Origin of the sequence: Kocuria salina, assembly GCF_013368965.1 — a bacterium.
In the GTDB taxonomy this organism is placed as follows: Bacteria; Actinomycetota; Actinomycetes; order Actinomycetales; family Micrococcaceae; genus Kocuria; species Kocuria rosea.
Genome location: NZ_SSSF01000001.1, coordinates 612,153 through 639,082, shown reverse-complemented (window position 1 = coordinate 639,082; position 26,930 = coordinate 612,153). Strand labels below are relative to the sequence as shown.

Below are 26,930 nucleotides of genomic sequence, written 5' to 3'. Positions count from 1 at the left end.
CCGCTTCGCTCTGCCACGGCCGGACGGGCCGGCTGGATGGGTCAGATGGTAAGCGCCCCCCACTGTGCGGGAGCAACCCCTGTGGACACGCCGAAACCCGCGTTTTCATGGGGCCTGGTCAGCGGCACCATGGTCACGACTTCGTTAATGTCACTCCGACTCGAACAGTGTTATAGTCGCTGCAACCAGAAGGCACTGGACGTGAGGGAGGTGACGATGACCGCGCAGAACGTGGAACTGGCGGTGTCGACCGTCATCTTCGCCGCCCGCGACACCGGCCCCGACGGCGGCAAGGAACTCTGGCTGCCCCTCGTCCGCCGCATCCGCGACCCCTTCCGGGGGATGTGGGCCCTGCCCGGCGGACCGCTCCAGCCGCACGAGGACCTCGAGGCCTCCGCCGCCCGGTCCCTGCAGCTCACCACCGGTCTGCAGCCCGGCTACCTCGAGCAGCTCTACGCCTTCGGCGGCCTGACCCGCTCGGCGAACGCCGAGGAGCGCGTCGTCTCGATCGTCTACTGGGCCTCGATCCGCACCGACCAGACCTCCGACCTGCACGCCGACCTCAACGTCACGTGGATGCGCACCTCCGAGCTGCCGCCGCTGGCGTTCGACCACAGCGACATCGTGGACTACGCCCTCTACCGGCTGCGCAACAAGATCACCTACAGCCGCGTGGCCCACTCCTTCCTCGGCGAGACCTTTACCCTCGCCGCCCTGCGTGAGGTGCACGAGGCGATCCTCGGCACCCCCCTGGACCCGGCCAACTTCCGGCGCCAGGTGCTCGCGTCCGGCGCCGTCCTCGACACCGGCACCCGCCTGGAGGGCACGCGTCATCGCCCGCCCCGGCTCTACCGCTACAACCACGACCTCGACCTCGCCGACCGCACCCCGGCCGGCCGCAGCACCCAGGAGCAGACATGACCTCCGTCGCCACCCGCATCGACCTGCTGACCGAGAAGCCGGCCGGCCTGCCGGGAACCGCCCCGGCCCCGAGCACCTGCAGCACCGACCTCTCCGCGAACCCCTGGGACTTCGCACCCGCCGTCTCCGCCGGCTACGGCCCCGGGGCCTCCGAGGACGACGTGGTGCCCGCCGGCGCCCCCGCCCAGCCCGTGATCCCCGAGGAGTACCAGCACGCCTCCGCCGAGGAGCTCGACCGGCGGATCACCGCCGCCAAGCAGACCCTCGGCGAGCGCGTGGTGGTGCTCGGGCACTTCTACCAGCGGGACGAGATCGTCAAGCACGCCGACTTCCTCGGCGACTCGTTCCAGCTGGCCCGCGCCGCCAGGAGCAGGCCGGAGGCCGAGGCGATCGTGTTCTGCGGCGTGCACTTCATGGCCGAGACCGCCGACATCCTCTCCGGCGAGCACCAGTCCGTGATCCTGCCCAACCTCGCCGCCGGCTGCTCCATGGCGGACATGGCCGACGAGGACTCCGTCGAGGAGGCCTGGGAGCAGCTCATGGACGTCCTCGGGGAGACCGACGACGACGGCCGGCAGACCGTGGTCCCCGTGACGTACATGAACTCCTCCGCGGCGCTCAAGGCGTTCTGCGGCCGGCACGGCGGCATCGTGTGCACCTCCTCCAACGCCGCGACCGTCCTGGAGTGGGCCTTCGAGCGCGGTCGGCGGGTGCTGTTCTTCCCGGACCAGCACCTGGGCCGCAACACCGCCAAGGCCATGGGGATCCCGCTCGAGCGGATGCCGATGTGGAACCCCCACAAGGACCTCGGCGGGAACACCGCGCAGGACCTGCAGGATGCCGAGGTGATCCTCTGGCACGGCTTCTGCTCCGTGCACCGCCGCTTCACCGTGGCCCAGATCGACAAGGCCCGCGCCGAGCACCCCGGCGTGCGGGTGATCGTGCACCCCGAGTGCCCCATGCCCGTGGTCGACGCCGCCGACGAGAACGGCTCCACCGACTACATCCGCAAGGCAATCGACGCCGCCGGGCCCGGCAGCACCTTCGCGATCGGCACCGAGATCAACATGGTCAACCGGCTCGCCGACCAGCACCCCGAGCACACGATCTTCTGCCTGGACCCGGTGATCTGCCCGTGCTCCACGATGTACCGGATCCACCCCGGCTACCTCGCGTGGGTGCTCGAGGAGCTCGTGGCCGGGCGCGTGATCAACCGGATCTCCGTGGACGCCGCGACCGCCCGGGACGCCGAGGTGGCGCTCGAGCGGATGCTGGCGGCGCTGCCGCGGTGAGCACGCACCCGGCACCGCGCGTGCTCGTGGTGGGCAGCGGCATCGCCGGCCTCACCGCGGCCCTGCGCGCCGCGGGCCACGGTCTGGACGTGACGCTGCTGAGCAAGGACGCCCTGGACGAGACCGGCACGGCCCGCGCGCAGGGCGGGATCGCGGCCATGACGGCCGCGCTCCCGGCCGGCCAGCCCCGCGACTCCGAGGAGCTGCACGTCCAGGACACCCTCGCCGCGGGGGCGGGGACGTGCGACGACGACGCCGTGCGCGTCCTCGTGCGCGACTCGGCGGCCGCGATCGACGAGCTCGTGGCGCGCGGTGTGGCCCTCGACCGCGCGGCCGGACCGGACTCCCCCTGGCTCGAGGGTCTCGAGGGCGCCCACTCCGTGCCCCGGATCCTGCACGCCGGCGGCGACGCGACCGGCCGCGAGATCCAGCGCGCCCTCCTCGCCGCCGCGCTGGCGGCCGAGACCGCGGGGCGCCTGACGGTCCTGCGGCGCACCATGCTGGTCGACGTCGTGCTCGCCCCCGACGGCCGCGCGGCCGGGGCCCTCGTCCTGGCGGGTCCCGGGGACCGGCTCCACGAACTGGTCGCGGACGCCGTGGTGCTCGCGACCGGCGGGGCCGGACAGCTCTACCCCCACACCACCAATCCGGCCGTGGCCACCGGTGACGGCATCGCCGCGGCCCTGCGGGCGGGCGCCGCCGTGGCGGACCTGGAGTTCGTGCAGTTCCACCCGACCGCCCTCGCCGCCCCGGGCTGCTTCCTGGTCTCCGAGGCCGTCCGCGGGGAGGGCGCGGTGCTGCGGGACAGCACGGGCCGGCGCTACCTCGAGGACGTGCACCCGCGCGCGGAGCTAGCCCCCCGCGACGTGGTGGCCCGCGAGAACGTCCGCCGGTCCCTGGCCCAGGGCGGCCGGCCGGTCCTGCTCGACTGCACCGCGCTGAGGCCGTCCGGCCCGCACGGAGGCGGCACGACCGCCGAGTTCCTCGCCCGGCGCTTCCCCACGATCGACGCCGCCCTGCGGGCCCACGGCCTCGACTGGTCCCGCGAACCGGTCCCGGTCACCCCGGCGGCCCACTACCTGATGGGCGGCGTCGCCACCGACGGCCTCGGCCGCACCACCGTCCCGGGGCTCTACGCCGTGGGCGAGTGCGCAGCCACGGGCGTGCACGGCGCCAACCGGCTGGCCTCCAACTCGCTGCTGGAGGGCGCCGTCTTCGGGGCCCGCGTGGCCGACGCACTGCAGGCGGACTCGCTGCGCACGGACGCGCCGGGAACCGGCCGAGCGGCCGACGACGCCCCGGCGCGCCTCGTCCTGCCCGACCGCGCCGAGATCCTGCCAGCGGCCGGTCGTTCCAGGATCGCGGCCGCCCGGTCCCGGAGCACTGTGTCCTTCGACAGGGACGCCGTGCCGTTCGACCGCGGGCAGTTCCAGGACGCCATGTGGGCGGGCGCCGGTGTCCTGCGCGACCGTTCGCGGCTCGAGGCACTGGCCCGGCGGCTGGCCGGCTTCCGCCCGTCCGCCGGTCTCTCCCGCCGTGCAGTGGAGGACCAGAACCTGCTGACCGTGGGACGCGCCGTGACCGCCGCTGCCCTGCACCGCACCGAGTCCCGGGGCGCCCACTTCCGGGAGGACTTCCCGGCGCTCGATCCCGCCCACGCGCGGCGCACGTTCTGGCGGCTGGAGCCGGCCCCGGATGGGGTCGTCGAACCGGCGCCGACCAGGGCACATACTTCCATCGACATGTTCGACCTACCGGAGAGGATCCCCGCATGCTGACCCGAGCCGCCATCACCGAGGTCGTGGAGCGGGGGCTCGCCGAGGACGCGCCCTGGGGCGACATCACCTCCGAGCACCTCATCCCCGCCGGCACCACCGCCCGGGCCGAGCTCGTGGCGCGCGAGGCCGGCGTCTTCTCCGGCGGGCAGGTCTTCGCCGCGACGTTCGCCGCCGCGGACCCCGCGGTGGCCGTCGAGCTGGTCTCCGCCGAGGGCGACCGCTTCGAGGCCGGGGACACCCTGGCCGTGGTGACCGGTCCCGCCCGGGCCGTGCTGACCGGCGAGCGCGTGGCCCTGAACCTGACCCAGCGGATGTGCGGGATCGCCACCCTGACCGCCCGCTACGTCGCCGCCGTCGAAGAGACGGTCGCCCGCGTGGAGCAGGCCGCGAACCTCCCGTCCGGCACGATCACCCGCACCCGAGTGGCCGACACCCGCAAGACCACCCCCGGGCTGCGGGCGCTCGAGAAGCACGCCGTGCTCAGCGGGGGCGGGCACAACCACCGGCACTCCCTCTCGGACGCCGTGATGGCCAAGGACAACCACCTGGCCCTGCTCACGGCCGACGGCACCGACCTGACCGGCGCCCTGCGGCAGCTGCGCCGTCGTCTCCCCCACACGGTGCACCTCGAGGTGGAGGTGGACCGGCTCGACCAGATCGAGGCGGTCCTGGCCGGCGGCGCGGACACGATCCTGCTCGACAACTTCTCGCTGGACGACCTCGTGAGCGGCGTGGCGATCATCGACGGCCGGGCGACCGTCGAGGCCTCCGGCGGCGTGAGCCTGGAGACCGTCGGGGACATCGCGGCCACCGGGGTGGACGTCATCTCGGTGGGCGCACTCACCCACTCCGCCCGCAACCTGGACCTGGGCCTCGACATCGGGCTCGGCAGCGGCCACGGCACCGGGACGGGATGACGGTGCTGTACCTCGACTCGGCCGCCACCACCCCCGTCCGGCGGGAGGTCCTGGAGGCCATGTGGCCCTATCTCACGCAGGAGTTCGGCAACGCCTCGAGCCACCACGAGGCGGGCCGGCGGGCGCTGGCCGGGCTGGACCGGGCCCGCGGGACGGTCGCGCAGGTGCTGAACTGCCGGCCCGCCGAGGTCGTGTTCACGTCCGGCGGGACCGAGGCCGACAACCTGGCCGTCAAGGGCATCGCCCTGGGCCGCCGGGACCGGGACCCCGCGCGCACGCACGTGGTGACGAGCGCCGTCGAGCACCACGCCGTGCTCGACTCCGCCCGGGACCTGGCCCGCTGGGACGGCTTCGACGTCACCGAGCTGGGCGTGTCCGCCGAGGGGTTCGTGGACCCCGCCGCCCTGGAGAGGGCTGTTCGTCCGGGCACCGCAGTGGTATCCGTGATGCATGCGAACAACGAGACGGGTACGGTCCAGGCGATCGCCGACCTGGCTGCGGTGGCTCGGGCGCGGGACGTCCCGTTCCATACGGATGCGGTCCAGACGGCCGGGTCGCTGGAACTGGACGTACAAGCGCTCGACGTGGCGGCGCTGAGCCTCGCCGGGCACAAGCTCGGGGGGCCCAAGGGCGTGGGGGTGCTGTTCCTGCGCCGCGGGACCCCCCTGCGCCCGCTGCTGAGCGGCGGCGGGCACGAGCGCGGCCGGCGCTCCGGGACCTCGAACGTGGCCGGCGCCGTCGGCCTCGCCACGGCCCTGCGGCTGTCCGCCGAGGAGCGGGCGGCGAAGTCGGTGCGCCTGGCCGAGCTGCGGAACCGGCTGATCACCGGGATCCTGTCCGCGGTCCCGTCGGCCGTGCTGACCGGTCCGGACCCCCGGGAGCGGCCGGCGGCGCGGCTGCCCGGCAACGCCTCGTTCTGCTTCCCCGGCGTCAACGGCGAGACGGTCCTGGTGGATCTGGAGGCCCGCGGGCTGCTCGTCTCCTCGGGCTCGGCCTGCGCGGCCGGGGACACCGAGCCCTCCCACGTGCTGACCGCCATGGGCTTCCCCGCCGAGGTCGCCACCACCGCGGTCCGGTTCACGCTGTCCGCCGAGGTCACCCCGGAACAGGTGGACGGGATCGTGGCGGCGGCCCGGGACGTCGTCGAGCGGCTGGTCGCGGCGCGCGGCTGAACGCGCTCAGCCGACCGGGACCGGGAGCGCGACCGGCACCGGGTGCTGCACCCCGGCGTGCACGACAGCCAGGACCGGCTCGCCCTTCTGCTCTGCGCTCCGCGAGCTCTCCGACACCAGGACCCAGGAGGGGTCCGGGCAGGAGTGGGGCGCGGGGCCCTCGGGAACCGCGCTCGAGGCGCCCCGGCCGTCGAAGCCCTCCAGCCGGAAGCCGACGACCGTCCGCCACCACAGGGTGCTCGGCGTGCTCGCGATCCCCCGGGTCTCGGTGATCACCAGGTCCGTCCGCCGCGTCAGGACCTCGGCGGTCCCCGGCTTCACGCACTCCCACGAGATCTCGGTCACCGACTCGGTCTCCGCCACGAACTCGAGCGAGGCCGCGTTGGCCTGCAGCGTCTCGTCGTCCCAGCCGAGCGCGGCCCGGGCGTCGGCGGCGGTCACGAAGCCGGTGCCGTCCTCGTGGAGCTGCGTGGCCGCCCAGGCCGGCGCCGCCAGCCCGATCGACACCCCCGCCGCCGCGAGAGCCGCCAGTACCACGATGACCTTGTGCATGTGCTTCCCCAATCCCCTGTCCCCCGACACCGGGGACGCGCTCCCGGATCGTTTTTCCGAACGCTAATGCAGGCACGGGGGGCCGATCCAGCGGCGTGACCCATCTGTGACCCCCTGTCCGACCTGCGGCGACACATGCGGTGCCGCGCAGCGCGCCCCTCAGGCCGCTTCCTCCCGCTCGGTGGGCACCGGGTGCGCCACCCCGTCGTGGACGACCTCCAGGGCAGGCCCCTCGTGCGCCTGCGCCCGTTCGGTGGACCGGGGCACCCGGGACCACGCCCCGTCCTGGTCCCCGCCCCCGTTCCCCGGGCAGGCGTCGAGGTCGGGGCCCTCGACCACGGAGACGGACACGGCGTCCTCGGCGAAGCCCTGCAGCTCGAAGCCCGTGACGGCACCCGTCACCGAGCTCCGCTGCACGGTGGCGACCAGGTCCGCCCGGGCGGTCGTCGTCGTCCGCCGCTCCTGCACGGCCACGGCGCCGGTGAGCTCCTGGACGCACTCCCACGACGCGGTGGCCACGGTGACCGTCTCCGCGACGAGGTCCAGCTCCGCGGCGGAGGTCTGCAGCCGGTCGTTGGTCCAGCCCGGACGGCGCGCGACCGGTCCCGCGCCTCAGCCGGCGGCCTGCTCGCGCAGGACGTTCTTGCGGATCTTGCCGGACGCGGTGCGGGGCATCTCGTCCACGAGGCTCAGCGTCTTGGGCACCTTGTAGCGGGCCAGCCGGCCGGCCAGGTGCTCCTGGATCGTCCCCGCGGTGAGCTCCCGCCCCTCCCGGGGGACGACGACGGCGTGCGGCACCTCGCCCCACTTCTCGTCGGGCACGCCGATGACCGCCACAGCGGCCACCTCCGGCAGCTCGAGGATGGCCGCCTCGACCTCCGCCGGGTAGATGTTCTCCCCGCCGGAGATGATCATGTCCTTGATCCGGTCCGCGACGAACAGGTAGCCGTCCTCGTCCAGGTAGCCCAGGTCCCCGGAGTGGAACCACTCCCCCTCGAAGGACCCCGCCGCGTCGGGGCGGTTCCAGTACTCCCGGATGACGTTGGGCCCCGAGAGCAGGATCTCCCCCGCCTCGCCGGGAGCCGCGGGCTCCCCCGCCGCGTCCACGATCCGCACGTCGGAGAAGAAGTGCGGCAGCCCGGAGGAGCCCGCCTTCTCGCGGGACTTCGCGGCGGGGAGGTTGGTGGCGCCCGGGGAGGTCTCCGTCATGCCGTAGCTGGCGGTGAAGGCCAGTCCCCGGTTCTCGTAGGCGTCCAGGACCCGCATGGGCACCGCGGAGCCGCCGCAGGTGAGCTTGCGCAGGGAGGAGAGGTCCGTGGTGTCCCAGTCCGGGTGCTCGCACAGCATCTGGTAGGTGGTCGGCACCCCGGAGAGCCAGGTGACGCGGTGGCGCACGATGAGCTCCAGCACCCGGCCGGGCACGAACTTGGACTCGAGCACCAGCGTGGCGCCCTTCAGCAGCGTCGGCAGCACCCCCATCCCGAGCGAGGCCACGTGGAACATCGGGGAGATCATGAGCGCGACGTCGTCGGCCGCCACGTCGTAGTCGACCAGGACGTTGAAGCAGTTCCAGGTGAAGTTCCCGTGGGTCAGACAGGCGCCCTTGGGCCGGCCGGTGGTCCCGGAGGTGTAGAGGATCACGGCGAGGTCGTCCAGGCCCACCGGGACGTCCTCCGTCCAGGGCTCGGCCGCCGCGATCACCGTCCCGAGGGCGGGGACCCCGTCCGCGTCCTCCCCGTCCGCGTCCTCCTCGGCCGCGTCCTCCCCCGCCACGACCCAGCGGACCACGTCCGGGAGGTCCCGGGCGGCCGGTGCGGCCAGGCCCGTCAGGGCGGCGTCGTGGATCAGCACCGAGACGTCCGCGTCCTCGAGCTGGTAGCGGATCTCGGGGACGGCCAGGCGCGTGTTGAGGGGAACGAGCACCGCGCCGAGCGCTCCTGCGGCGAACATCGCCTCCAGGAAGGCCGGGCTGTTCTCCCCGAGGAACGCCACCCGGTCCCCGGGGCCCACGCCCCGGCCGGACAGGGCCGTCGCGAGGCGCCGGGACCGGTCGTGCAGCTCCCGGTACGTCAGCGTGCGCTCGCCGTGGATCACGGCCGTCCTGGGCCCGGACTTCTCGAGCCTCCGGACGAGCCAGGATCCCAGTCCCTGATTGCGCATGCGATCGTCTCCTCAAACAGTCGTCAAAGCCAATAGTTGAAAAGTTCCACTATTAGCCCCCAGCGTAGAGAGAGCTGGATCACATTGTCCAGGCCCCCGGGCGAACCCGACCCCGCGCGACTTTCCCACTTATGTCATCTTCTCAATGGTTGACATCTTCAATTGATTGCTGTTCCAATGGTCACATTGTGAGTCGGCCCACACCACCGCCCGGACGCACCCGAGGACCGGGGCCGGCCCGCCCGCCGCACCGGAGCCCCGTCCCGGCGGCACACCCACTCTCTCCGCCCCAGAGCAAGGAACCGCCATGTCAGCAGCACCCGGCACCCTGGCGTCCCTGGACGCCCGCGCCAGGAACACAGAGGCGCGCAAGGTCATCTTCTCCAGCTACCTCGGCTCCACCATCGAGTTCTACGACTTCCTGCTCTACGCCTCGGCCTCCGCCCTGGTCTTCCCCTACGTGTTCTTCACCGACCTCGACCCGCTGGCCGGCACCATCGCCGCGTACGGCACCTTCGCCGCCGGCTACCTGGCCCGCCCGCTGGGCGGGGCGGTCTTCGGCCACTTCGGCGACCGCCTGGGCCGCAAGAAGATGCTCATCATCTCGATGCTGATCATGGGCATCGCCTCGACGCTCATCGGCCTCATCCCCAGCGCCGCCATCATCGGCTCCTGGGGAGCGGTCATCCTGATCCTCCTGCGGGTGTGCCAGGGCATCGCCGTGGGCGGCGAGTGGGGCGGGGCCGCACTGATGGCCCTGGAGCACTCCGCGAAGGGCAGGCGGGGGTTCGCCGCGTCCTTCACCAACGCCGGCGCGCCGACCGGCGCCGCACTGGGCACCTTCGTCCTGGGCCTGTTCGCCGCCATGCCGGAGGAGCAGTTCCTCTCGTGGGGCTGGCGCGTCCCGTTCCTGCTGTCCGTCCTGCTGCTGGCCGTGGGCGTCTTCGTGCGCTCGCAGGTGTCCGAGAGCCCGATCTTCCAGGCCGCGCTGGCCAAGGAGGCCGCGGAGGGCCCCACCGCCAAGCGCAAGGTGCCCATCGTCGAGGTGCTGCGCCGTCCCCGCGCCCTGGTCTACACGATGCTGGCGGGGGCCTCCGGGTTCGCCCTCCAGGTCTTCCTGGCCACCTTCGCGGTCGCCTACGCGGTCGAGCGCGGCGCCGACCGGCAGCCGGTCCTCTACGCCTTCGCCCTCGCGTCCGTGCTCAGCGTGTTCTTCGTGGTCGGCATGGGCCGCCTGTCCGACCAGCTGGGCCGGCGCCCCGTCATGGTCGTGGGGCTGGTGCTGTTCATCGCCCTCATCCTCCCCATGTTCTCCTGGCTGGCCACCGGCAACGTGCTGCTGATCTTCGTGACCTTCACCATCGGGCTGGCCTGCCACGCCGCGATCTACGGACCGTTGGCGGCCTTCATCTCGGAGCAGTTCGGCACGTCGTCCCGCTACACCGGCGCGTCACTGGGCTACCAGTTCGCCACCCTGATCGGGGCGGGCTTCACCCCCACGATCCTCGCCTCGATCTACGCCTCCTCCGGGCAGGCCATCGCCCCCGTGGTCTGGTACCTGGCCGGGATGGCGGTGGTCAGCGCGGTGTTCATCCTGCTCACCCGTGAGTCCAAGGACTTCGACCTGGAGACCCACGAGCACTGACGCCGCCCGCTGCGGAGCACCTGCGGCACCGAGCCCCCGCCTCGTCACCGCCCTCCCCGTTCGACCGGGGAGAGGGGGCGGGGCGGGGGCTCGGCGTCGTCGAGGGCCGGGGGAGCGGTCCGTCAGAAGGCCACCTTCTTCAGCAGCCGGGACAGCTCCTCCCGCTCCGCCGGGGAGAGCGGGGAGAGCGACTCCGCGGTGGAGTTCTCCACCAGGACCCTGGCCCGGGCGTACAGCTCCCGGCCGGCGGCGGTGGGGGCGATGATCTTCGAGCGGCGGTCCCGCGGGTCGGTCCGGCGCTCCACCGCGCCGCGCCGCTCGAGGTCGTCGAGGATGGCCACGATCTGACTGGGGTCCAGCACCAGGAACTGGCTGAGCTCGCGCTGCGTCAGCTGCTCCTCGCCGCAGGCCAGCGCCAGGACCGAGTAGTGGCGCACCTTCAGCTCCAGCTCCGCCAGCCTCCGATTGGCCGCCGAGGAGCCCGTCGAGGCGGCGCGGGCCATCAGGAAGACCGGCTCCGCCGTCAGCTCCGCCTCGAGGAGGCGCTCGAGACCGGCGGACGGGTCGGTGGGCGTGGTCATAGCGTCTCTCCTGGGGCCGGGGACCCCAGTCTACGGAATCCGTGCCCCCAGCATAGATGGAGGTTCTTAACCATTGACATTCTCAACGAATAGCGGTGGAATAGGGACGAACCCGCAGCAGTGACGGGCGTCACCCCGTCCGCCCATCCACGAGCGCCGATCCGTCAGCGCCGATCCGTCAGCGCCGATCCGTCAGCGAAGGAGCCACCCCATGGCACAGGACAGCACCGCATCCCCGAGCACCACCCCTCTCGCCGGCAAGGTCGCCGTCGTCACCGGCTCCGGCCAGGGTCTGGGCCTGGCCTACGCCCAGGAGCTCGCCCGCCAGGGCGCGGCCGTGGTCATCAACGACGTCGACCAGGCCATCGCCGAGAACGCCGTCGCCTCCATCACCGAGACCGGCGGGCGGGCCGTCGCCGTCGTCGCCCCCGTGGGCTCCACCGAAACCGCCACCGCCCTGGTGCAGGGTGCGGTGGAGGCCTTCGGCCGCCTCGACGTCCTCGTCACCAACGCCGGGGTGCTGCGCGACAAGTCCCTGCTGAAGATGACCGACGAGGACTTCGACCTCGTCATCCAGGTGCACCTGCGCGGCACCTTCACCTGCGCCCGCGAGGCCTACCGGTACTTCAAGGAGAACGGGGTGCCCGGGCGGATCATCACCATCGGCTCCCCCACCGGCCAGTACGGCAACTTCGGCCAGACCAACTACGCGGCGGCGAAGGCCGGGATCGTGGGCATGGTCCGCACCTGGGCCCTGGAGATGAAGAAGGCCGGCGTCACCGCCAACGCCGTCATCCCCGTGGCCGCCACCGCCATGACCGAGACCATCCCCTTCTTCCGCTCCGCCGTCGAGGCCGACCGCCGCGGCGAGCCGATGCCGGACTTCTTCCGCAAGGACCTCGGCTTCGGCAACGCCGCCGACGTCGCCGGCCTGATCGCCTGGCTCGCCTCCGACGACGCCGCGGGCGTCACCGGCCAGGCCATCGGCGCCGGCGGGGACCGCCTGCAGGTCTTCAGCCACCCCCGCCCCGTGGCCACCGAGTACCGCAACGGCGGCTGGACCTTCGAGGCGCTGCGCGAGCAGCTCCCCGCCATCCTCGAGGGCAGCCTGCAGCCGGTCGGCGAGACCCTGCCCCCGCTGCCGGAGGAACTGAAGCCCGAGTCCGCGACCCAGCAGTCCTAGGGGGACCACCATGCGCTACGAGTACGGTCTCGACCTCGCGTCGCTGAACGCGATCGACATGCACGTGCACATCGAGTGCTCCGACCACGGACACCCGTCCCTGCCCGCGGCCCTGACCGAGGCCTCGGCCAAGTACTTCAAGGCCGAGGACCGGTCCCCGTCCCTGGACACCATCGCCGAGCGCTACCGCGAGTGGCGGATGGCCGCCGTCGTCTTCACCGTCGACGCGACCACCGCCCTGGGCCACGAGCCGAACTCCATCGAGGAGATCGCCGCCGGCGCGGCCCGCAACAACGACGTGCTGATCCCCTTCGGCTCCGTGGACCCGCTCCAGGGCTCCGCCGCGGTGGAGCGGGCGAAGATGCTCGTCGAGGAGCACGGCGTCAAGGGCTTCAAGTTCCACCCCTCCCTGCAGGGCTTCGACCCCTCGGACGAGCGGTTCTACCCGCTCTACGCGGCGATCCAGGACCTGCGCGTCCCCGCCCTGTTCCACACCGGGCAGAACGGCATGGGCGCCGGGCTGCCCGGCGGGGGCGGGATCAAGCTGGGCTACTCCAACCCGCTGCTGCTGGACGCGGTGGCCGCGGACTTCCCCGAGCTCCAGGTCATCATGGCCCACCCCTCGGTGCCCTGGCAGGAGGAGGCCAACTCCATCGCCACCCACAAGGCCAACGTGTGGATCGACCTCTCCGGCTGGTCGCCCAAGTACTTCCCCGAGTCGCTGGTGAAGGCCTCCAACCGGATGCTCCAGGACAGGGTCCTGTTCGGCACCGACTACCCGCTGATCACCCCGCAGAAGTGGCTCGGGGCCTTCGAGCAGCAGTCCTTCACGGACGAGGTCCGCCCCAAGATCCTCAAGGACAACGCCGTGCGCCTGCTCGGCCTCGACGGGGCACGGGCATGAGCACGGACGCCGGGCGCCTCTACCCCGACTGCGACCCGTACGGGATCGCGGAGAGACTGACCGAGGCCGAGAAGGCCCCCCTGCGCCGGCTGCGCCGGGTGCTCGAGGACGAGGTGCGGCCGCTGCTGGCCGAGTACTGGGAGGCCGGGGAGTTCCCCTACCAGATCGCCCCCTCCCTGCACGCCCTCGACCTCATGACCCCGTCCGAGCTCACGGCCGACGGCGGGCAGCCCCGGTCCCTGTACCACGGGTTCCGGATCTTCGAGCTGGCCCGCACCGACGCCTCGGTCGCCACGTTCTACACCGCCCAGGCCGGGCTGTTCCGCACGGCCTGCCGCGTGGGCGGCACGCCGGAGCAGTTCGCCGCGTGGGACCCGAAGATCACGTCCTTCGAGATGACGGGGGTGTTCTGCCTGACCGAGCCCGAGCACGGCTCCGACATCGCCGGCGGGCTGGCCACCACGGCCCGGCGCGAGGGCGACGAGTGGGTGCTGACCGGCACCAAGCGCTGGATCGGCGGCGCCTTCACCGCCGACCTCCTCGCCGTCTTCGCCCGCGACGAGGCCGACGGGCAGGTCAAGGGCTTCCTCGTGGACCGGCAGGCCCCGGGCGTGCGGCTGGAGAAGATCCACGGCAAGGCGTCCCTGCGGATGATGCAGAACGCCGACATCCACCTCGACGGGGCCCGGGTGCCGGAGGCACAACGGCTGGGGAACGTGAACTCGTTCAAGGACGTCGCCGCGATGCTGCGCGCCATGCGCTCCGACGTCGCCTGGATCGCCACCGGCATCCAGGCCGGCGCCTACGAGGCCGCGCTGCGCTACGTGCGGGAGCGCGAGCAGTTCGGCCGCCCGATCGGCGGCTTCCAGCTCGTCCAGGAGAAGCTGGCGCGGATGCTCGGCAACGTCACCGCGTCCTTGACCATGGTCGCCGGCCTCGCCGAGCGGCAGGAGGGCGGCGTCTACCGGGACGAGGACTCCGCCCTGGCGAAGATGTGGATCAGCCTGCACATGCGCGAGACCGTGGCGCTGGCCCGCGAGCTGGTCGGCGGCAACGGCATCACCCTGGCCCACGACGTCGCCCGCTTCCACGCCGACGCCGAGGCCGTCTACTCCTACGAGGGCACCCACGAGATCAACGCGCTCGTGGTCGGCCGGTCGATCACCGGCCGGAGCGCGTTCGTCTGAGCCGCCCGCCCGACACCACCCGATCCACCACCGACGCCACCACGTAAGGACACGCCATGACCGAAGCACAGACCCAGCCCCAGACCGTCGTCGCCTTCGACGAGGTGAAGAACCTCGTCGGCAAGAGCCTCGGGCACTCCGCCTGGCGGGAGATCACCCAGGAGCAGGTGAACACGTTCGCCGACGCCACCGACGACCACCAGTGGATCCACGTGGACCCCGAGCGTGCCGCCGAGGGCCCGTTCGGCGCCCCGATCGCCCACGGCTTCCTGACCCTGTCCCTGCTCATCCCGATGTGGTCCGAGCTCTTCGACGTCACCGGCGTGAAGACCAAGGTCAACTACGGCCTCGACAAGGTCCGCTTCACCTCTCCCGTCAAGGTCGGCTCGCGGATCCGCATGACCGTGACCATCACCGACGTCCAGGAGGTCAAGGGCAACGGCCTGCACCTGGTGGCCGACGGCACGATCGAGATCGAGGGCGAGGAGCGGCCCGCCGTGGTCGCCACCTTCCTCAACCGCTTCTACGCCTGAACGCGCTGCCCCCTGACCCGCGACGGCCCGGGTGACCACGGCATTCCGTGGTCGCCCGGGCCGTCGCGGGTCAGCGGGTGCGGAGCGGGTCAGACGGCCGCCTCGGCCCGCGCGCAGGCCGCCACGGCCTCGGCCACGGCCGGGGCGACCCGGGGATCCAGGGCGGAGGGCACGATGTGCTCCGCGGTCAGACCGTCCGCGGCGGCGATCGCCGCGATCGCCCGGGCGGCCTCGAGCTTCATGACCGGGGTGATCCGCCGCGCACCGGCGTCCAGGGCCCCGCGGAAGATGCCGGGGAAGGCCAGCACGTTGTTAATCTGGTTCGGGAAGTCCGACCGGCCCGTGGCCACCACGGAGGCGTACTTCGCGGCGACCTCGGGCATGATCTCCGGGTCCGGGTTGGCCAGGGCGAACACGATCGCGTCCTCGGCGAGTTCGGTGAGGTACTCCTCGGGGACCGTCCCGCCCGACACACCCACGAACACGTCGGCGCCCTCGAGGGCGTCCTTGGGCCCGCCGATCAGCCCGCGCGGATTGGTGCGCGCCGCGTAGCCGGCCTTGATCGCGTTGAGGTCGTCGCGCTCCCTCGAGACGATGCCCCGGGAGTCCATCAGCACCACGTCATCGATGCCCTGGGCCAGCAGGATCTCGGTGATCGCGATGCCGGCCGCCCCGGCGCCGGCGATCACGACCTTCAAGCCCGCCAGGTCCTTGCCCACCAGGGTCGCGGCGTTGAGCAGGGCGGCCAGGACGACGACGGCGGTGCCGTGCTGGTCGTCGTGCATCACCGGGATGTCCAGCTCCTCGATCAGACGCTTCTCGATCTCGAAGCAGCGCGGGGCGGAGATGTCCTCGAGGTTCACCGCGCCGAAGGACGGGCGCAGCAGCTTGACGGTGGCCACGATCTCGTCGACGTCCTGGGTGTCGAGCACGATCGGGATCGAGTCCAGGTCCGCGAAGGTCTTGAACAGGGCGGCCTTGCCCTCCATCACCGGCAGGGACGCGGCCGGGCCGATGTCACCCAGGCCCAGCACGGCGGAGCCGTCGGAGATCACCGCCACGAGCCGGCCCGCCCAGGTGTGCGTGGCCGCCATGTCGGGATCCGCGGCCACCGCCCGGCTCACCTCGGCGACCCCGGGGGTGTAGGCGATGGACAGGTCCCGGCGGGTGGCCAGGGGGGACTTCGAGACCACGGAGAGCTTGCCGCCCTCGTGGGAGCGGAAGATCTCCTCGTGCGTGATGGGGCCGGGCTGCTGGTTCTCGTCGCTCATGCGGGGTCCTCGTGCTCTCGTCGTTGAGTGCGAACAGGGTCCCCGCCATTGTGCCCCACCGCCAGGCCCCCTCCCCCGCCCGTGTGACGCTCCGGGACCTCCGCGGTGCCCCTTGCCCGGGCGGCACAGAGCCCCCGGACCGCGTGGTCCGGGGGCTCTGCTCGCGGGGTCGGGCGCGCGCGGCGCCCGACGGTGCGGATCGGGGATCAGATGATGGACCGGCCCCCGGTGCGCGCCTTCTCGAAGCGCTCCTGGACGTCCGCCCAGTTCACGATGTTCCAGAAGGCCTTGACGTAGTCCGCCTTGACGTTCTGGTAGTCGAGGTAGAACGCGTGCTCCCACATGTCCAGCTGGAGCAGCGGGATCGTGGCGACGGGCACGCCGTTCTGCTGGTCGTACATCTGCTCGATGACCAGGTTGCCGCCGACGGGCTCGAGGGCGAGGATCGCCCAGCCGGAGCCCTGGATCGTGGTGGCCGCGGCGGTGAAGTGGTCGCGGAAGGCGTCGAAGGACCCGAAGTGGTCCTCGATCGCCGCGGCGAGCTCACCGGTCGGCTTGTCGCCGCCCTCGGGGGAGAGGTTCTGCCAGAACACCGAGTGGTTCACGTGGCCACCGAGGTTGAACTGCAGGTCCTTGGACAGCTTGGCCGCGGCGGCGCCGTCACCGTTCGCGCGGGCCTCCGCCATCTTCTCCAGGGCGGTGTTGGCACCGGCCACGTAGGTGGCGTGGTGCTTGTCGTGGTGCAGCTCCATGATCTTCGCGGAGATGTGGGGCTCGAGCGCCGCGTAGTCGTAGGGAAGATCGGGAAGGGTGTACTTCTCGGCCATAGGAGAGTCCTTTCGAGTGCTGTCGTGTGGTTCCACCCTCGTCCCGCGCGCGAGCAGGGGTCAAGGAGGTTCCGCCACCAGCGTACGGCGAGCCCCGGGCAGGCTCCGCGGGGACTCAGAAGAAGTCGGGCGGGCTCTCGAGCGGGCAACGGGGCGGGTGGGGGGTCAGCTGGGACGGGACCGTGAACTCGTAGTCCCCCGTCTCGATCATCCGCCCCAGCGTCTCGAGGGCGTTCCGGGCGCTCCGGCGTGCGGCCGGTTCGAGCAGGCGCCACAGCCAGGCCTTGGACTCCGTGAACCGCCCGTCCACGGCCTTCTCGATCCGGGTGCCCCCCTCCACCGGTTCCCAGGTGATGGTCACCAGCAGGTCCACCACGCCCTTGGTGGTGCGCATCCCCAGGCGCCGGCCCGGGACGTGGTCGGAGACGATGTTCACGAAGGAGAAGCGGAGGGGGCCCACGCGGACCGTGGACTCGATCGACGTGCCGAGCTGCAGCACGGCCGTGCTGACCTGGTAGTTCCGCTCCGGGATGGGGTTCCAGCGGCGCAGGCAGCCGGGGTCGAGCAGGAAGCGCTCCACCAGGGCCGGGTCGGCCCCGACCACGGCCGTGTCCACCAGCCGGAACGTCGTGGCGCCCTTCAGCATCGTGTCCTCCGGTCCCCGGTCGGATCCGCGCCCCGGGCAGGCACGCGCAGCGCACGGACGGGAGCAATTCGCATGTGCACACAACTACTCTAGTGATCGGCCCTCGCGGGGCCCGCCCGTCCGGGTGCACAGGGGGTGGAGAAAGTTGTCCACAGGTGTGGAGGAACGCGTGCACAGAGCGAGCACCGGTGCACCCAATCCCCGGCCGGCGGCGCCGTTGCAGGTCAGCGCGGGGTGGGCGGGACAGGGAGTCCCGTAATTCCACCGGTGGAAGTTATCCACGCTGTGGACAACGCCTGTGGAGAAGCTGTTGAGAAGACCGTGCCAAGACGTCACGGAGCGTCGCACAGAGGCCGGCCGGTCCCCCTGAACGGGGGACAGCACCGGTCGGCGGGCAGCCGGGGGGGCCCGCCGACCGGGGCAGCAGCGGCCGGGAGCACTCCGGACGGCGGCGTCCTAGCGGTGTGCACGGGAGCGCACGAGGACGGCGAGCGCCGCGCAGGCCAGGTAGCAGACGAGCACCACGCCCCAGCCCACCGCGAAGGACCCCGTGAGCTGGAGCAGTCCGCCGAGGGCGAGCGGACCGGCGCAGAACCCCGCGTACAGGCCCATGGTCACCACGCCGGTGGACGCCCCCACCCGGTCGGCGGGCACGGCGCGCATCGCCGCGGACATCACCACCACGCTCACCGCGAGTGCCGCGCCCCCGTGCAGGACGGCCGCCGGCCACACCGCCCACGCGAGGCCGGGGTGCAGCGGCGCCAGGATCAGCAGCACGGCGCTCGCGGCCGCCCCCAGGGCCATGCCGGCCAGCAGCACGAAGCCGTCCGTGCCCGGCCGGTCCATCACGCGCGCCCACAGCACCCGGGAGGCGATGCCCACGAGCGCGGAGACGGACACGGTGGCCCCGGCGGCGACGACGTCGAGGCCCAGCTCCCGGTGGGCGTAGAGCGGCAGGTAGACGTTGGCGGCCTGCGCCCCCAGCCCGGTCAGTGCCGCGGCCGCGGCGTACGCCTTGACGGCACCGGGCATCGGCGGCCGTGCGGCGGCGCCCGCCGTCCGGGGCCGGCTCGTCGGTTCCGGCCGCCGGGTCCGGCGACCGGTCCACGACCGGAGGGCCGCCCAGGACCGGGACGGCAGCGTCGCCGGCGACGGAGACCCCGTCCCGGACCGGGAGGCCGTCCGCGGCCCGGACGCTGTCCGCGGCCGTGATGCCGCCCCGGACGGAAACGTCGTCCGGGACGGGCGTGCCGCCGGGGTGCCGGGGTGGTTGTCCGGGACCGTCCACCAGCCGTGCACGAGCAGGAGCAGCACCGCGCCCACAGCCACCAGGACCGCGGTGCGCCAGCCGAGCAGCAGGCCCAGCGCGGGGAAGGTCAGGCCCGCCACGAGCTGCGAGGCCTGCACGCCGGCCTGCTTGATCCCGAGCCAGCTCGCGCGCCGCCCAGCGGGCACGTGCAGGCGGATGAGCCGGTTGGTCGCGGGGTTGGCCATGACCTGCCCGAGCCCCGAGAGCACCATGGCCGCGAGCAGGACCGCGTAGCCCGGCGCGGCGGCGGTCAGGAGCATCGCGAGCGCGGCGCCGCCGAACATCACGACCAGCAGGGTGCGGGCGGCCAGCCGGTCCGCCCAGCGGCCCGTGCGCACCGCGGTGACGGCCGCCACGAAGAAGGTGGTGGTGGCGAGCAGCCCGAACTGCGCCTCCGTGAGCTCCAGGTCCGCGATCACCAGGGGGCTCATCGCCGAGAGGCTGTGGGTCAGCAGCGGGCCCACGGCCATCGTGGCGGTGAGCACCAGCATGAGGTGCGCGCCCGGCCTGCGGTCCCGGGTCACCGGTCCTTCCCCGGGGTCGGCCGGTCGGCGGCGTGCAGGCCCACGACGCACGCCACGATCCCCGCCAGGAAGAGGGCCTTCGCCCACGAGATCTGCTCCTGCCCCGTGCCGGCCGCCCACGCGACCGTGAGCACGGCGCCGATGCCCGTCCACACGGCGTAGGCGGTGCCCATCGGCACCACCCGGGCGGCGCGTGCCAGGGTGAGCATGCTCAGCACCAGGGTCACGGCGAAGAGCAGACCGGGGCCCGGCCGCGAGAAGCCCTCGGACGCGCCCAGGGCGGTGGCCCAGACCGCCTCCAGGATCCCGCTGAGCACCAGCAGCGCCCAGGCACGGGCGCGCCGGTCCCGCTCGGCCCGCGCCGCGCCGGCCTCAGCCGACAACCTTGAGCCCGATCACACAGCCGACGAGTCCGAGCACCAGCAGGATCCTGAGGGGCGTGGCGGACTCGCGGCCCGTCAGCATGGACCAGGCCACGGTCAGGGCCGCGCCGATGCCCACCCAGACGGCGTACGCCGTGCCCGTGGGGAGGGTGGCCATGGCGTAGGACAGTCCGGCCAGGCTCACGGCGGCCGTCACCGCGAACACCACGGCCGGCACGGGACGGCGGAGACCGTCCGAGGCCGCGAGCGCGGACGCCCACACCGCCTCGAGGACGCCCGAGAGCACCAGCACCGTCCACGCACCCACGGGTCAGCGCTTCGGGAGCACGCGGATCCAGAGGAACCCGTGGGCGTCGAGCAGCAGACCGTGGCGCAGGTCGAGCTCGGTGTTGCCGTGCAGCTCGACGGCCTGGGGCAGGAACCCCGAGAGGGTCTCCCCTGTGACGAACTGGGACCAGTCGGAGAAGTTCGCCAGGCACAGCACCACCGTGTTGCCGCCCGGGCGCTGGTAGCCCAGCACGTGGGGGTTGTGCGCGTCGAACGGGAGGAGCGTGTTGCCGTCGAACTCCGGGGAGTTCCGGCGCAGCTCGACCATCCTCCGGATGCCCCCGAAGATCCGGCCCTGCACGGAGAACAGCTCGTGACGGCGCTCGTAGTCCTGGACGGGCCGCGGCGGCCGGTGCACCCACCGGGCGTCGCCGGCGTGCGCGGGGTCCTCGTTCCAGGCGGGGTCGTTGAGCTGGCCGACCTCGTCACCCAGGTACAGCAGGGGGATGCCGCCGGTGCTCATCGCCACGGAGTGCGCGAGCAGGACCCGGTCCACCGCGGACGCCGGGTCCTCGGCGAGGCCCAGCAGGGACGCCGTGGTCCCGCACACGCGGCAGTCCCCCGTGCGGGGATTCTCCTGGAACGGGACGCCGTCCGCGAAGCTGCCGGGGTGGCGCCCGGTGTAGAAGGCGTTGAGGAAGCGGCGGTGGTCGTGGCCGTGCACGCCCAGCCGGGCGGCGTCCTCGTCCGAGAACGTCCAGCCGATGTCGTCGTGGCCGCGCACGTAGTCCACCCACGCCGTGCCGGGCGGGAGGGCGTGGCGCTCCTCGAGGGCCTGCGCGAGCAGCTTCGGCTCCCGGGTGGCCATCGCCTCCCAGGTCAGGGCCATCTGGAGCGGGTTGTAGGACAGCTGGCACTGGCCGGGCTCGATGTACCGGGCGACCTCGTCCGGGTGGACGATCGCCTCGGACTTGAACAGCACGGCCGGCGCGGCGATCCGGCACAGCGCGTTGTACGCGCGCAGCAGCACGTGGGCCTGGGGCAGCGACTCGCAGGCGGTGCCCAGCTGCTTCCAGATGAACGCGACGGCGTCCATGCGCAGCACCTCGACGCCCTGGGCGGCCAGGAACAGCAGCTCCGCGGCCATCGCCCGGAAGACGGCGGGATTGGTGTAGTTGAGGTCCCACTGGAAGGAGTAGAAGGTGCTCCACACCCACCGGGGGTCCTCCTCGCCGGCGCCGATCCGCGTGAAGGAGCCGGGGTGGTCGTCCGGGAAGATCTCCCGCGTGGTGCGCTCGAACTGCTCCGGGACCGTGCGGTCCGGGAAGATCCAGTAGTAGTCCTCGTACTCCCGCTCCCCCGCGGCGGCCCGGCGCGCCCACTCGTGCTCGTTGGAGGTGTGGTTGAAGACGAAGTCGAGGACCAGGCTGATCCCGTTCCGGCGCAGCTCGCGGCTCAGCTCGGCGAGCTCCTCCATGGTCCCCAGCCTCGGCTCCACGCGGCGGTACGAGGACACCGCGTAGCCGCCGTCCGAGTTGCCCTCCGGCGCCTCGAACAGGGGCATGAGGTGGAGGTAGGTCAGGCCCAGTTCCCGGAAGTAGGGGATCTGCTCCCGGATGCCCCGCAGGTTCCCCGCGTACCGGTCCACGTAGCAGACCCCGCCGAGCATCTGCCGCGCGCCGAACCACGCGGGGTCCTGCTCGCGCCGGGCGTCCAGGTCCTTGAGGTCGTCGGGGCGCTCGGCCCAGGAGCGCGCCAGCTGCAGCCCGAGCTCGCTGAGCTGTTCGAGGAAGTCCTCGCGGTGGCCGTAGATCTCGGCGAAGAGCAGCGTCAGCCGGGGGAAGTGCTCGTCGAACCTGCGGTCGAAGTCCGTCCACCCCGTGCCTGGCAGGTCCGCCGGGCGGCCCTCCTGCACCCGCTGGCGGACGCACGCGGTGATCACGCGCGCCTGGTTCTCCGGCGACAGGCCCGGGATACCGGGCGTACTGGTGTTCGGCACACTGCTCCTTCGGTCGTCCGCCCCGGGGCGGGCAGTCTCCGAACTCGAGATCCTCCTTGACGACGAGCCCTCGGATGGTCGAGGACCAGCTGCCACCGGTGGGTGGGAGCGGTCCGCCCCTCAGCATACTGATGCGCTCCCAGCTTTTCAGCGGATGACCCGGGGCTTCCTCCACATGCCTGTGCACAGAGTTGTCCACAGGTGTGGACGAGTCCTGGGGACACTGTGGGGAAAGGCCCGCCGGCTCCCTCCAGGAGCGCCCCGGCGGGCGCGGAGGACCCCTGGAGACGACGCCGTGCGTGTGGAGAACCCTGTGCAGGGCGGACGCCGCGCCCCGGGATCGCGGACCCCGGGACGCGGCGCCCGTGCCGGTGCCGTGCGCGGGCTCAGTACCCGTTGGCGGACAGCCACTCCTGCGCGGCGTCGGCCGGGCTGACCTGGTCCTCGCCGCTGACCTGGCGGTTCAGGTCGATGAGGGCCTCCGTGGTGAGCTTGCCGGAGAGCTCGTTCAGCGCGTCCACCGCCTCCTGGGGCAGCCGGTCCGCCGCGGCCAGCGGCAGGACCTGCTGGGCGATGAAGTTGTTCTCCGGGTCCTCCAGCACCACGAGGTCGTTGTCGGCGATCGCCGGGGTGGTCGTGAAGATGTCGGCGACGTCCACGTCCCCGTCGAGGAGGGCCTGGACGGTGAGCGGGCCGCCGCCGTCGTTGATCGGCTCGAAGGACTCCGGCACGCAGCCGTACTTCTGCTCCAGGCCGTCGAGGCCGTAGGCGCGCTCGGCGAACTCGGGCGGACCCGCGATCACGAGCTCCCCGCACACCTCCGCCAGGTCCGCGATGCTCGTGAGCCCGTACTGCTCCGCGGTCCCGGAGGTGACCACCATGGCGTCCTTGTTCTCCGCCTCGGAGGCCTCGAGCACGGTCAGGCCCTCGGGCAGCGCGTCGGGCAGGGCCGCCATGATCTCGTCGGCCGAGCTCGCCGTGGCCTCGGGGTCCGCGAAGAGCAGCAGGTTGCCGGAGTAGTCCGGGACCACGTCCACGGACCCGTCCTGCACGGCCCCCACGTAGGCCTCGCGGGCACCGATGCCCAGGGACGTCTCCGTCTCGACCCCGGCGGACTTCAGCGCCCCGGCGTAGAGCTCGGCCACGATCTGGCTCTCCGGGAAGTCGGCGGAGCCCACGGTCACGGTCTCCGAGGACGTGGTCGCGGACCCGTCCTCCTCGGCGAGGGGGTCGCCGCCGCCGCAGGCGGTCAGGCCCAGCAGCAGGGCGGCGCCCAGGGCGGGCGCGGCGGCGCGGCGGCGGAGCGCGGGAGCGGTGGTCATGGTGGTTCTCCTGTCGGTCGGTGGCACGGAGGACGGTGGGGCTCGGGAGGACGGGGGTCAGGGGCAGCGGTGGGTCAGGGAGCGGCGAGGCGCAGCCCCGGCGAGGTGGACAGCCGCTGGGCCAGGGCCAGGACGGCGTCCACGACGAGCGCGAGGACCGCCACGAGCACCACGGAGCCGAGCATCCGGTCGTAGTCGCGCACGGCGAGGCCGTCGATGAGGTAGCGGCCGAGGCCGCCGAGGTTGATGTAGGCGACCACGGTCACGGTCGCCACGACCTGCAGGGCGGCGTTGCGGACCCCGCCCAGGATCACGGGCAGGGCGTTGGGCACCTCCACGCGGGTCAGCACCTGGCTCCCGGTCATCCCCATCGCCGCCCCGGCGTCCTTGAGGGCCGGGGACACGTTCGCGACCCCCGCGTAGGCCCCCGACAGGATCGGGGGGATCGCGAGCAGGACGAGCGCGATGATCGGCGGCACCAGTCCGAGCCCGAGCAGCAGGGTGAAGAGGGTGAGCAGGCCCAGCGTGGGCAGGGCGCGCAGCGCCCCGGCCAGGCCGACGACGACGCCGGAGCCGCGCCCCGTGTGCCCCACCCACAGGCCCAGGGGGACCGCCACGGCCAGGGCCACGGCCATCGTCACGCCGCTGTACGTCAGGTGCTCCAGCAGCCGGGCGGGGATGCCGCCGGGCCCGGACCAGTTCTCGGGATCGGTCAGCCACTCCAGGGCGCCGCCGGCGAGGCTCACGCGACCGCTCCTCTGCGCACGCGCGGGACCGGGGCCGTGCCCGCCCGCTGCCAGCGCGTCAGGGCGCGGCCGGCCCCCCGCAGCACGAGGTCCATGAGCACCGCCAGGACCACGGTCAGGACGATGCCCACCGCGATCTCCTCGAGGATGGACCGGCGCAGCCCGTCGGTGAACAGGGTGCCGAGGGACTGCACGCCGATCACCGCTCCCACGCTGACCATGGAGATGTTGCTGACGGAGGCGACCCGCAGCCCGGCGACCAGCACGGGCACCGCGAGCGGCAGCTCGACCGCGAAGAAGCGCCGCAGCGGGCGGTAGCCCATCGCGGTGGAGGCCTGCAGGATGTCGCGGTCCACGGACTCGAAGGCGTCCACGGAGGAGCGCACCAGGATGGCCACGACGTAGACGGTCAGCGCCACGACCACGTTCACCACCGAGGTGATCTGCGTGCCGAGGAGCAGGGGCAGCACCACGAACAGGGTCAGGGAGGGGATGGTGTAGAGCAGGGAGGAGCCCGTGACGAGCACCGGGCGCAGCGTGCGGTTGCGGGCGGCGAGCCGCGCCACCGGGACGGCGACGAGGGCGCCGAGCAGCAGGGGCAGCACCGACTGGACGAGGTGCGTGCCCGTGAGCTCCAGGACGTAGGGCCAGTTCCGGCTCGTCCAGTTCATCGGGGCGTCCGCCCGCCGAGCCGCGCGTCCTCGATGGCCGCGATGATCTCCCCCGGCTGCATGATCCCGACCGCCCGGCCGTCGTCGTCGACGACCACGGCGAGGCCCGACGGCGAGGACAGGGCCGCGTCCAGGGCGCTGCGCAGGGAGCTGCCGGGCCGGTGCAGGGTGCCGCCGACCACGGGGTCGTCCTCCGCGCCGGGCCGCACCCAGCCGCGGGGGGCGCCGTCGTCGTCGACCCGCAGCGTCCACCCGTCGGGGACGGGCCCGTCCCCGGTGCCGGCCACGCCCTGGGTGCCGTCCGGGCGCACGGTGGCCACCGGGTGCACGGGGATGTCGTGGGCCGAGTCGAAGGTCAGGGAGCGGAAGCCGCGGTCCCGGCCCACGAAGTCCGCCACGAAGTCGTCGGCGGGCGCGCGCAGCAGCTCCTCCGGGGTGGCGTACTGCGCCAGCCGCCCGCCGGTGGCGAAGACGGCCACCCGGTTGCCGAGCAGGATCGCCTCGTCGATGTCGTGGGTGACGAACACGATGGTGCGGTGCAGCCGGCGCTGGAGGTCCAGCAGCTCGCGCTGCAGGTCCTGGCGCACCACGGGGTCCACGGCGGAGAACGGCTCGTCCATGAGCAGGACCGGCGGGTCGGCGGCGAGCGCCCGGGCCACGCCCACGCGCTGCTGCTGACCGCCCGAGAGCTGGGAGGGGTAGCGGGAGCCCAGGGCCTCGGCGAGCCCCACGGTGCTCAGCAGCTCGCGGGCCCGCTCCCGCGCCTGCTTCCTCGGCACGCCGTTGAGCCGCGGGACGGTCGCGATGTTGTCCACCACGGTCCGGTGCGGCAGGAGGCCCGACTGCTGCATGACGTAGCCCATGGAGCGGCGCAGCTCGTGGGCGGGCACGGACGTGACGTCACGGCCCTCGACCGTGACGGAGCCGGAGGTGGGCTCCACCATGCGGTTGATCATCCGCAGGGAGGTGGTCTTGCCGCAGCCGGAGGGTCCCACGAACACGGTGAGGGACCCGCGGGGGATCTCGAGGTCGAGGGCCTCGACGGCCGTGGTCCCGTCCGGGTACGTCTTGCCGGCGCCCTCGAAACGGATCGCGATGTCGGTCATGGAGATCCTCCCGTTGCCGTCCGGCCAGTATAGGCAAGCACGGCGGACGCCCCGCTAGACTCGCGTCCACCGGAGGCGGATCCCGCGGGACCGCCGGCCGACGCGCGAGGAGGTGGACGGTGCACAGCCTGGAGCTGCTGCTCGGCGAGGACGCCGAGGCGGCCGTGCGCGCGGACTGGGACCGGCTGGCCGAGGCGGGACTGCCCAGCTCCGGCCGGCACCGCTCCGAGTCCAACCGTCCCCACATCACCCTGGTGGCCGCCCCGTCCCTGGCCCCGGAGACCGTGCCGGGGGTCGACGAGCGGGTCGCCGCGGCCGCCGGGTTCGTGGACCTGCCGCTGACCAGCGCGGGCGTGCTGCTGTTCGGTCCGGGCCGGGGCGGCTACGTGGTGGTCCGCCAGGTCGTGACCACCCCCGAGCTGCTCGAGCTGCACCGGCGGGTCTGCGACGCCGTGGGCTCGGTCCCCGGGCAGGCGCGCACCTCCTTCCCCGGGGCCTGGACGCCGCACATCACCCTGGCGCGCCGGATGCGCCCGGAGCAGGTGGCCGCCGCGCTCGACGTCCTGGCCCCGCACCCCGAGCCGCTTCGCGCCGTGGCGCTGCGCCGCTGGGACGCGGACGCCCGCACCGTGGTGCAGCTGGCCTGAAGGTCCGGCCCCGTGCCGGCGACGGGTGCGGAGCCGCGTAGGCTCGGATCATGACGAGCGCACAGGACATCGCCACCTGGATGATCGACCGCATCCGGACCGAGGGACGACTGTCCCAGGACCAGGCCGTCCAGGACATCCCCGGGACCTTCGGCCCCGAGTGGGTCCGGACCCTGGAGAACGGGCACACCGGGATCAGCAAGGAGGTCCTCGCGGAGTTCCGCAAGGCCCACGGCGGCACGGTGCAGTGGGACCGCGACCGCCGCTTCTGGTCCCTCAAGAGCTGAGCCGCCGGGCCGATCCGCCGGGCGGCTCCCCCGGCACGGCCGGGGTTCCCCGCGTGACGGTGGACACCTCTTTCCGGCTCCGGCTATCCTAGGAGCAGAA

General features: G+C 72.9%; 27 protein-coding genes. 12 read left to right on the top strand and 15 right to left on the bottom strand.

The window, feature by feature from the left end; translation table 11 throughout:
• The first annotated feature begins 216 nt into the window (after positions 1-216).
• Genes E7Z53_RS02965 through E7Z53_RS02945 form a run of 5 tightly spaced genes read left to right on the top strand, consistent with a single transcriptional unit; the run spans position 217 to position 6,080 of the window.
• The gene (locus tag E7Z53_RS02965) at positions 217-921 is read left to right on the top strand and encodes an NUDIX hydrolase (RefSeq protein ID WP_109221608.1); all 705 of its coding nucleotides are present in this window, start codon (positions 217-219) and stop codon (positions 919-921) included.
• The gene (gene nadA, locus E7Z53_RS02960) at positions 918-2,213 is read left to right on the top strand and encodes a quinolinate synthase NadA (protein WP_176337117.1); all 1,296 of its coding nucleotides are present in this window, start codon (positions 918-920) and stop codon (positions 2,211-2,213) included. Before E7Z53_RS02965 ends, nadA begins: the two co-directional genes overlap by 4 nt.
• Positions 2,210-3,991, top strand: a complete 1,782-nt coding sequence (gene nadB, locus E7Z53_RS02955; RefSeq protein WP_176337116.1) for an L-aspartate oxidase — start codon at positions 2,210-2,212, stop codon at positions 3,989-3,991. The genes nadA and nadB overlap by 4 nt, the downstream gene beginning before the upstream one ends.
• Complete coding sequence (gene nadC / locus E7Z53_RS02950) at positions 3,985-4,908, top strand: carboxylating nicotinate-nucleotide diphosphorylase (protein ID WP_035924268.1); 924 nt, start codon at positions 3,985-3,987, stop codon at positions 4,906-4,908. Before nadB ends, nadC begins: the two co-directional genes overlap by 7 nt.
• 2 nt (positions 4,909-4,910) lie before the next feature.
• Entirely contained in the window at positions 4,911-6,080 is a 1,170-nt protein-coding gene (locus E7Z53_RS02945) for a cysteine desulfurase family protein (protein WP_369597951.1), read from the top strand.
• 6 nt (positions 6,081-6,086) lie between these two features.
• Here E7Z53_RS02945 and E7Z53_RS02940 read toward each other — a convergent pair whose 3' ends face one another.
• The 3 genes from E7Z53_RS02940 to E7Z53_RS02930 form a co-directional block, all read right to left on the bottom strand.
• Entirely contained in the window at positions 6,087-6,632 is a 546-nt protein-coding gene (locus E7Z53_RS02940) for a hypothetical protein (protein ID WP_017831755.1), read from the bottom strand.
• 159 nt (positions 6,633-6,791) lie between these two features.
• On the bottom strand, positions 6,792-7,151 hold the full coding sequence (locus E7Z53_RS02935; protein WP_017831754.1) for a hypothetical protein: 360 nt from the start codon (positions 7,149-7,151) through the stop codon (positions 6,792-6,794).
• A 93-nt stretch (positions 7,152-7,244) separates the two neighbouring features.
• Positions 7,245-8,792 carry an acyl-CoA synthetase gene (locus E7Z53_RS02930; protein ID WP_176337114.1) on the bottom strand — a complete coding sequence of 516 codons (1,548 nt, stop codon included), beginning with the start codon at positions 8,790-8,792 and terminating at the stop codon, positions 7,245-7,247.
• Between the two features lie 307 nt (positions 8,793-9,099).
• On the opposite strand from E7Z53_RS02930, the gene E7Z53_RS02925 reads away from it, so the two are divergent.
• Positions 9,100-10,437 carry an MFS transporter gene (locus tag E7Z53_RS02925; protein ID WP_176337113.1) on the top strand — a complete coding sequence of 446 codons (1,338 nt, stop codon included), beginning with the start codon at positions 9,100-9,102 and terminating at the stop codon, positions 10,435-10,437.
• Positions 10,438-10,559: 122 nt separating this feature from the next.
• Here E7Z53_RS02925 and E7Z53_RS02920 read toward each other — a convergent pair whose 3' ends face one another.
• Positions 10,560-11,018, bottom strand: a complete 459-nt coding sequence (locus tag E7Z53_RS02920) for a MarR family winged helix-turn-helix transcriptional regulator (RefSeq protein ID WP_017831751.1) — start codon at positions 11,016-11,018, stop codon at positions 10,560-10,562.
• Between the two features lie 211 nt (positions 11,019-11,229).
• Here E7Z53_RS02920 and E7Z53_RS02915 point away from each other — a divergent pair, with 211 nt between their 5' ends.
• The 4 genes from E7Z53_RS02915 to E7Z53_RS02900 are packed head-to-tail and all read left to right on the top strand — an operon-like array spanning position 11,230 to position 14,825.
• Positions 11,230-12,201: an SDR family NAD(P)-dependent oxidoreductase gene (locus tag E7Z53_RS02915; RefSeq protein ID WP_017831750.1), complete on the top strand. Its 972-nt coding sequence runs from the start codon at positions 11,230-11,232 to the stop codon at positions 12,199-12,201.
• 10 nt (positions 12,202-12,211) lie between these two features.
• Entirely contained in the window at positions 12,212-13,105 is an 894-nt protein-coding gene (locus tag E7Z53_RS02910) for an amidohydrolase family protein (RefSeq protein ID WP_035924274.1), read from the top strand.
• Positions 13,102-14,292 (top strand): acyl-CoA dehydrogenase family protein, encoded by a 1,191-nt coding sequence (locus tag E7Z53_RS02905; RefSeq protein WP_035924277.1) that lies wholly within the window; start codon positions 13,102-13,104, stop codon positions 14,290-14,292. Before E7Z53_RS02910 ends, E7Z53_RS02905 begins: the two co-directional genes overlap by 4 nt.
• Positions 14,293-14,348: 56 nt before the next feature.
• Complete coding sequence (locus E7Z53_RS02900; protein ID WP_017831747.1) at positions 14,349-14,825, top strand: MaoC family dehydratase; 477 nt, start codon at positions 14,349-14,351, stop codon at positions 14,823-14,825.
• A gap of 89 nt (positions 14,826-14,914) precedes the next feature.
• Here E7Z53_RS02900 and E7Z53_RS02895 read toward each other — a convergent pair whose 3' ends face one another.
• The 11 genes from E7Z53_RS02895 to E7Z53_RS02845 all read right to left on the bottom strand — a co-directional run bounded on the left by E7Z53_RS02895 (position 14,915) and on the right by E7Z53_RS02845 (position 25,896).
• The gene (locus E7Z53_RS02895) at positions 14,915-16,096 is read right to left on the bottom strand and encodes an NAD(P)-dependent malic enzyme (protein ID WP_176337112.1); all 1,182 of its coding nucleotides are present in this window, start codon (positions 16,094-16,096) and stop codon (positions 14,915-14,917) included.
• A gap of 206 nt (positions 16,097-16,302) precedes the next feature.
• Positions 16,303-16,923 carry a superoxide dismutase gene (locus E7Z53_RS02890; protein ID WP_017831745.1) on the bottom strand — a complete coding sequence of 207 codons (621 nt, stop codon included), beginning with the start codon at positions 16,921-16,923 and terminating at the stop codon, positions 16,303-16,305.
• A gap of 115 nt (positions 16,924-17,038) precedes the next feature.
• A complete protein-coding gene (locus E7Z53_RS02885) occupies positions 17,039-17,569 on the bottom strand; it encodes an SRPBCC family protein (RefSeq protein ID WP_126349582.1) in 531 nt (176 codons plus the stop codon).
• 456 nt (positions 17,570-18,025) lie between these two features.
• The gene (locus E7Z53_RS02880; RefSeq protein ID WP_126349583.1) at positions 18,026-19,402 is read right to left on the bottom strand and encodes an MFS transporter; all 1,377 of its coding nucleotides are present in this window, start codon (positions 19,400-19,402) and stop codon (positions 18,026-18,028) included.
• Positions 19,399-19,785 carry a DMT family transporter gene (locus E7Z53_RS02875; protein WP_126349584.1) on the bottom strand — a complete coding sequence of 129 codons (387 nt, stop codon included), beginning with the start codon at positions 19,783-19,785 and terminating at the stop codon, positions 19,399-19,401. The genes E7Z53_RS02880 and E7Z53_RS02875 overlap by 4 nt, the downstream gene beginning before the upstream one ends.
• Complete coding sequence (locus E7Z53_RS02870) at positions 19,775-20,092, bottom strand: DMT family transporter (RefSeq protein WP_095650008.1); 318 nt, start codon at positions 20,090-20,092, stop codon at positions 19,775-19,777. The genes E7Z53_RS02875 and E7Z53_RS02870 overlap by 11 nt, the downstream gene beginning before the upstream one ends.
• 3 nt (positions 20,093-20,095) lie before the next feature.
• Positions 20,096-22,051 (bottom strand): amylosucrase, encoded by a 1,956-nt coding sequence (locus E7Z53_RS02865; RefSeq protein ID WP_419720433.1) that lies wholly within the window; start codon positions 22,049-22,051, stop codon positions 20,096-20,098.
• Between the two features lie 386 nt (positions 22,052-22,437).
• The gene (locus E7Z53_RS02860; RefSeq protein ID WP_035924285.1) at positions 22,438-23,373 is read right to left on the bottom strand and encodes an ABC transporter substrate-binding protein; all 936 of its coding nucleotides are present in this window, start codon (positions 23,371-23,373) and stop codon (positions 22,438-22,440) included.
• A gap of 74 nt (positions 23,374-23,447) precedes the next feature.
• Positions 23,448-24,119: an ABC transporter permease gene (locus tag E7Z53_RS02855; protein ID WP_095650011.1), complete on the bottom strand. Its 672-nt coding sequence runs from the start codon at positions 24,117-24,119 to the stop codon at positions 23,448-23,450.
• A complete protein-coding gene (locus E7Z53_RS02850; protein WP_017831737.1) occupies positions 24,116-24,790 on the bottom strand; it encodes an ABC transporter permease in 675 nt (224 codons plus the stop codon). The genes E7Z53_RS02855 and E7Z53_RS02850 overlap by 4 nt, the downstream gene beginning before the upstream one ends.
• On the bottom strand, positions 24,787-25,896 hold the full coding sequence (locus E7Z53_RS02845) for an ABC transporter ATP-binding protein (protein WP_017831736.1): 1,110 nt from the start codon (positions 25,894-25,896) through the stop codon (positions 24,787-24,789). Before E7Z53_RS02845 ends, E7Z53_RS02850 begins: the two co-directional genes overlap by 4 nt.
• 119 nt (positions 25,897-26,015) lie before the next feature.
• On the opposite strand from E7Z53_RS02845, the gene E7Z53_RS02840 reads away from it, so the two are divergent.
• Both E7Z53_RS02840 and E7Z53_RS02835 read left to right on the top strand, forming a co-directional pair.
• Complete coding sequence (locus E7Z53_RS02840) at positions 26,016-26,543, top strand: 2'-5' RNA ligase family protein (protein WP_017831735.1); 528 nt, start codon at positions 26,016-26,018, stop codon at positions 26,541-26,543.
• 50 nt (positions 26,544-26,593) lie between these two features.
• Entirely contained in the window at positions 26,594-26,830 is a 237-nt protein-coding gene (locus E7Z53_RS02835; protein WP_017831734.1) for a DUF6953 family protein, read from the top strand.
• Positions 26,831-26,930 lie beyond the last annotated feature (100 nt).

What these genes read in the sequence shown, in the direction of transcription:
- E7Z53_RS02965 (WP_109221608.1), top strand. Translation starts at nt 217, where the DNA reads ATGACCGCGCAGAACGTGGAACTGGCGGTGTCGACCGTCATCTTCGCC.
- nadA (WP_176337117.1), top strand. Translation starts at nt 918, where the DNA reads ATGACCTCCGTCGCCACCCGCATCGACCTGCTGACCGAGAAGCCGGCC.
- nadC (WP_035924268.1), top strand. Translation starts at nt 3,985, where the DNA reads ATGCTGACCCGAGCCGCCATCACCGAGGTCGTGGAGCGGGGGCTCGCC.
- E7Z53_RS02940 (WP_017831755.1), bottom strand. Translation starts at nt 6,632, where the DNA reads ATGCACAAGGTCATCGTGGTACTGGCGGCTCTCGCGGCGGCGGGGGTG.
- E7Z53_RS02930 (WP_176337114.1), bottom strand. Translation starts at nt 8,792, where the DNA reads ATGCGCAATCAGGGACTGGGATCCTGGCTCGTCCGGAGGCTCGAGAAG.
- E7Z53_RS02925 (WP_176337113.1), top strand. Translation starts at nt 9,100, where the DNA reads ATGTCAGCAGCACCCGGCACCCTGGCGTCCCTGGACGCCCGCGCCAGG.
- E7Z53_RS02920 (WP_017831751.1), bottom strand. Translation starts at nt 11,018, where the DNA reads ATGACCACGCCCACCGACCCGTCCGCCGGTCTCGAGCGCCTCCTCGAG.
- E7Z53_RS02915 (WP_017831750.1), top strand. Translation starts at nt 11,230, where the DNA reads ATGGCACAGGACAGCACCGCATCCCCGAGCACCACCCCTCTCGCCGGC.
- E7Z53_RS02910 (WP_035924274.1), top strand. Translation starts at nt 12,212, where the DNA reads ATGCGCTACGAGTACGGTCTCGACCTCGCGTCGCTGAACGCGATCGAC.
- E7Z53_RS02905 (WP_035924277.1), top strand. Translation starts at nt 13,102, where the DNA reads ATGAGCACGGACGCCGGGCGCCTCTACCCCGACTGCGACCCGTACGGG.
- E7Z53_RS02900 (WP_017831747.1), top strand. Translation starts at nt 14,349, where the DNA reads ATGACCGAAGCACAGACCCAGCCCCAGACCGTCGTCGCCTTCGACGAG.
- E7Z53_RS02895 (WP_176337112.1), bottom strand. Translation starts at nt 16,096, where the DNA reads ATGAGCGACGAGAACCAGCAGCCCGGCCCCATCACGCACGAGGAGATC.
- E7Z53_RS02890 (WP_017831745.1), bottom strand. Translation starts at nt 16,923, where the DNA reads ATGGCCGAGAAGTACACCCTTCCCGATCTTCCCTACGACTACGCGGCG.
- E7Z53_RS02885 (WP_126349582.1), bottom strand. Translation starts at nt 17,569, where the DNA reads ATGCTGAAGGGCGCCACGACGTTCCGGCTGGTGGACACGGCCGTGGTC.
- E7Z53_RS02860 (WP_035924285.1), bottom strand. Translation starts at nt 23,373, where the DNA reads ATGACCACCGCTCCCGCGCTCCGCCGCCGCGCCGCCGCGCCCGCCCTG.
- E7Z53_RS02850 (WP_017831737.1), bottom strand. Translation starts at nt 24,790, where the DNA reads ATGAACTGGACGAGCCGGAACTGGCCCTACGTCCTGGAGCTCACGGGC.
- E7Z53_RS02845 (WP_017831736.1), bottom strand. Translation starts at nt 25,896, where the DNA reads ATGACCGACATCGCGATCCGTTTCGAGGGCGCCGGCAAGACGTACCCG.
- E7Z53_RS02835 (WP_017831734.1), top strand. Translation starts at nt 26,594, where the DNA reads ATGACGAGCGCACAGGACATCGCCACCTGGATGATCGACCGCATCCGG.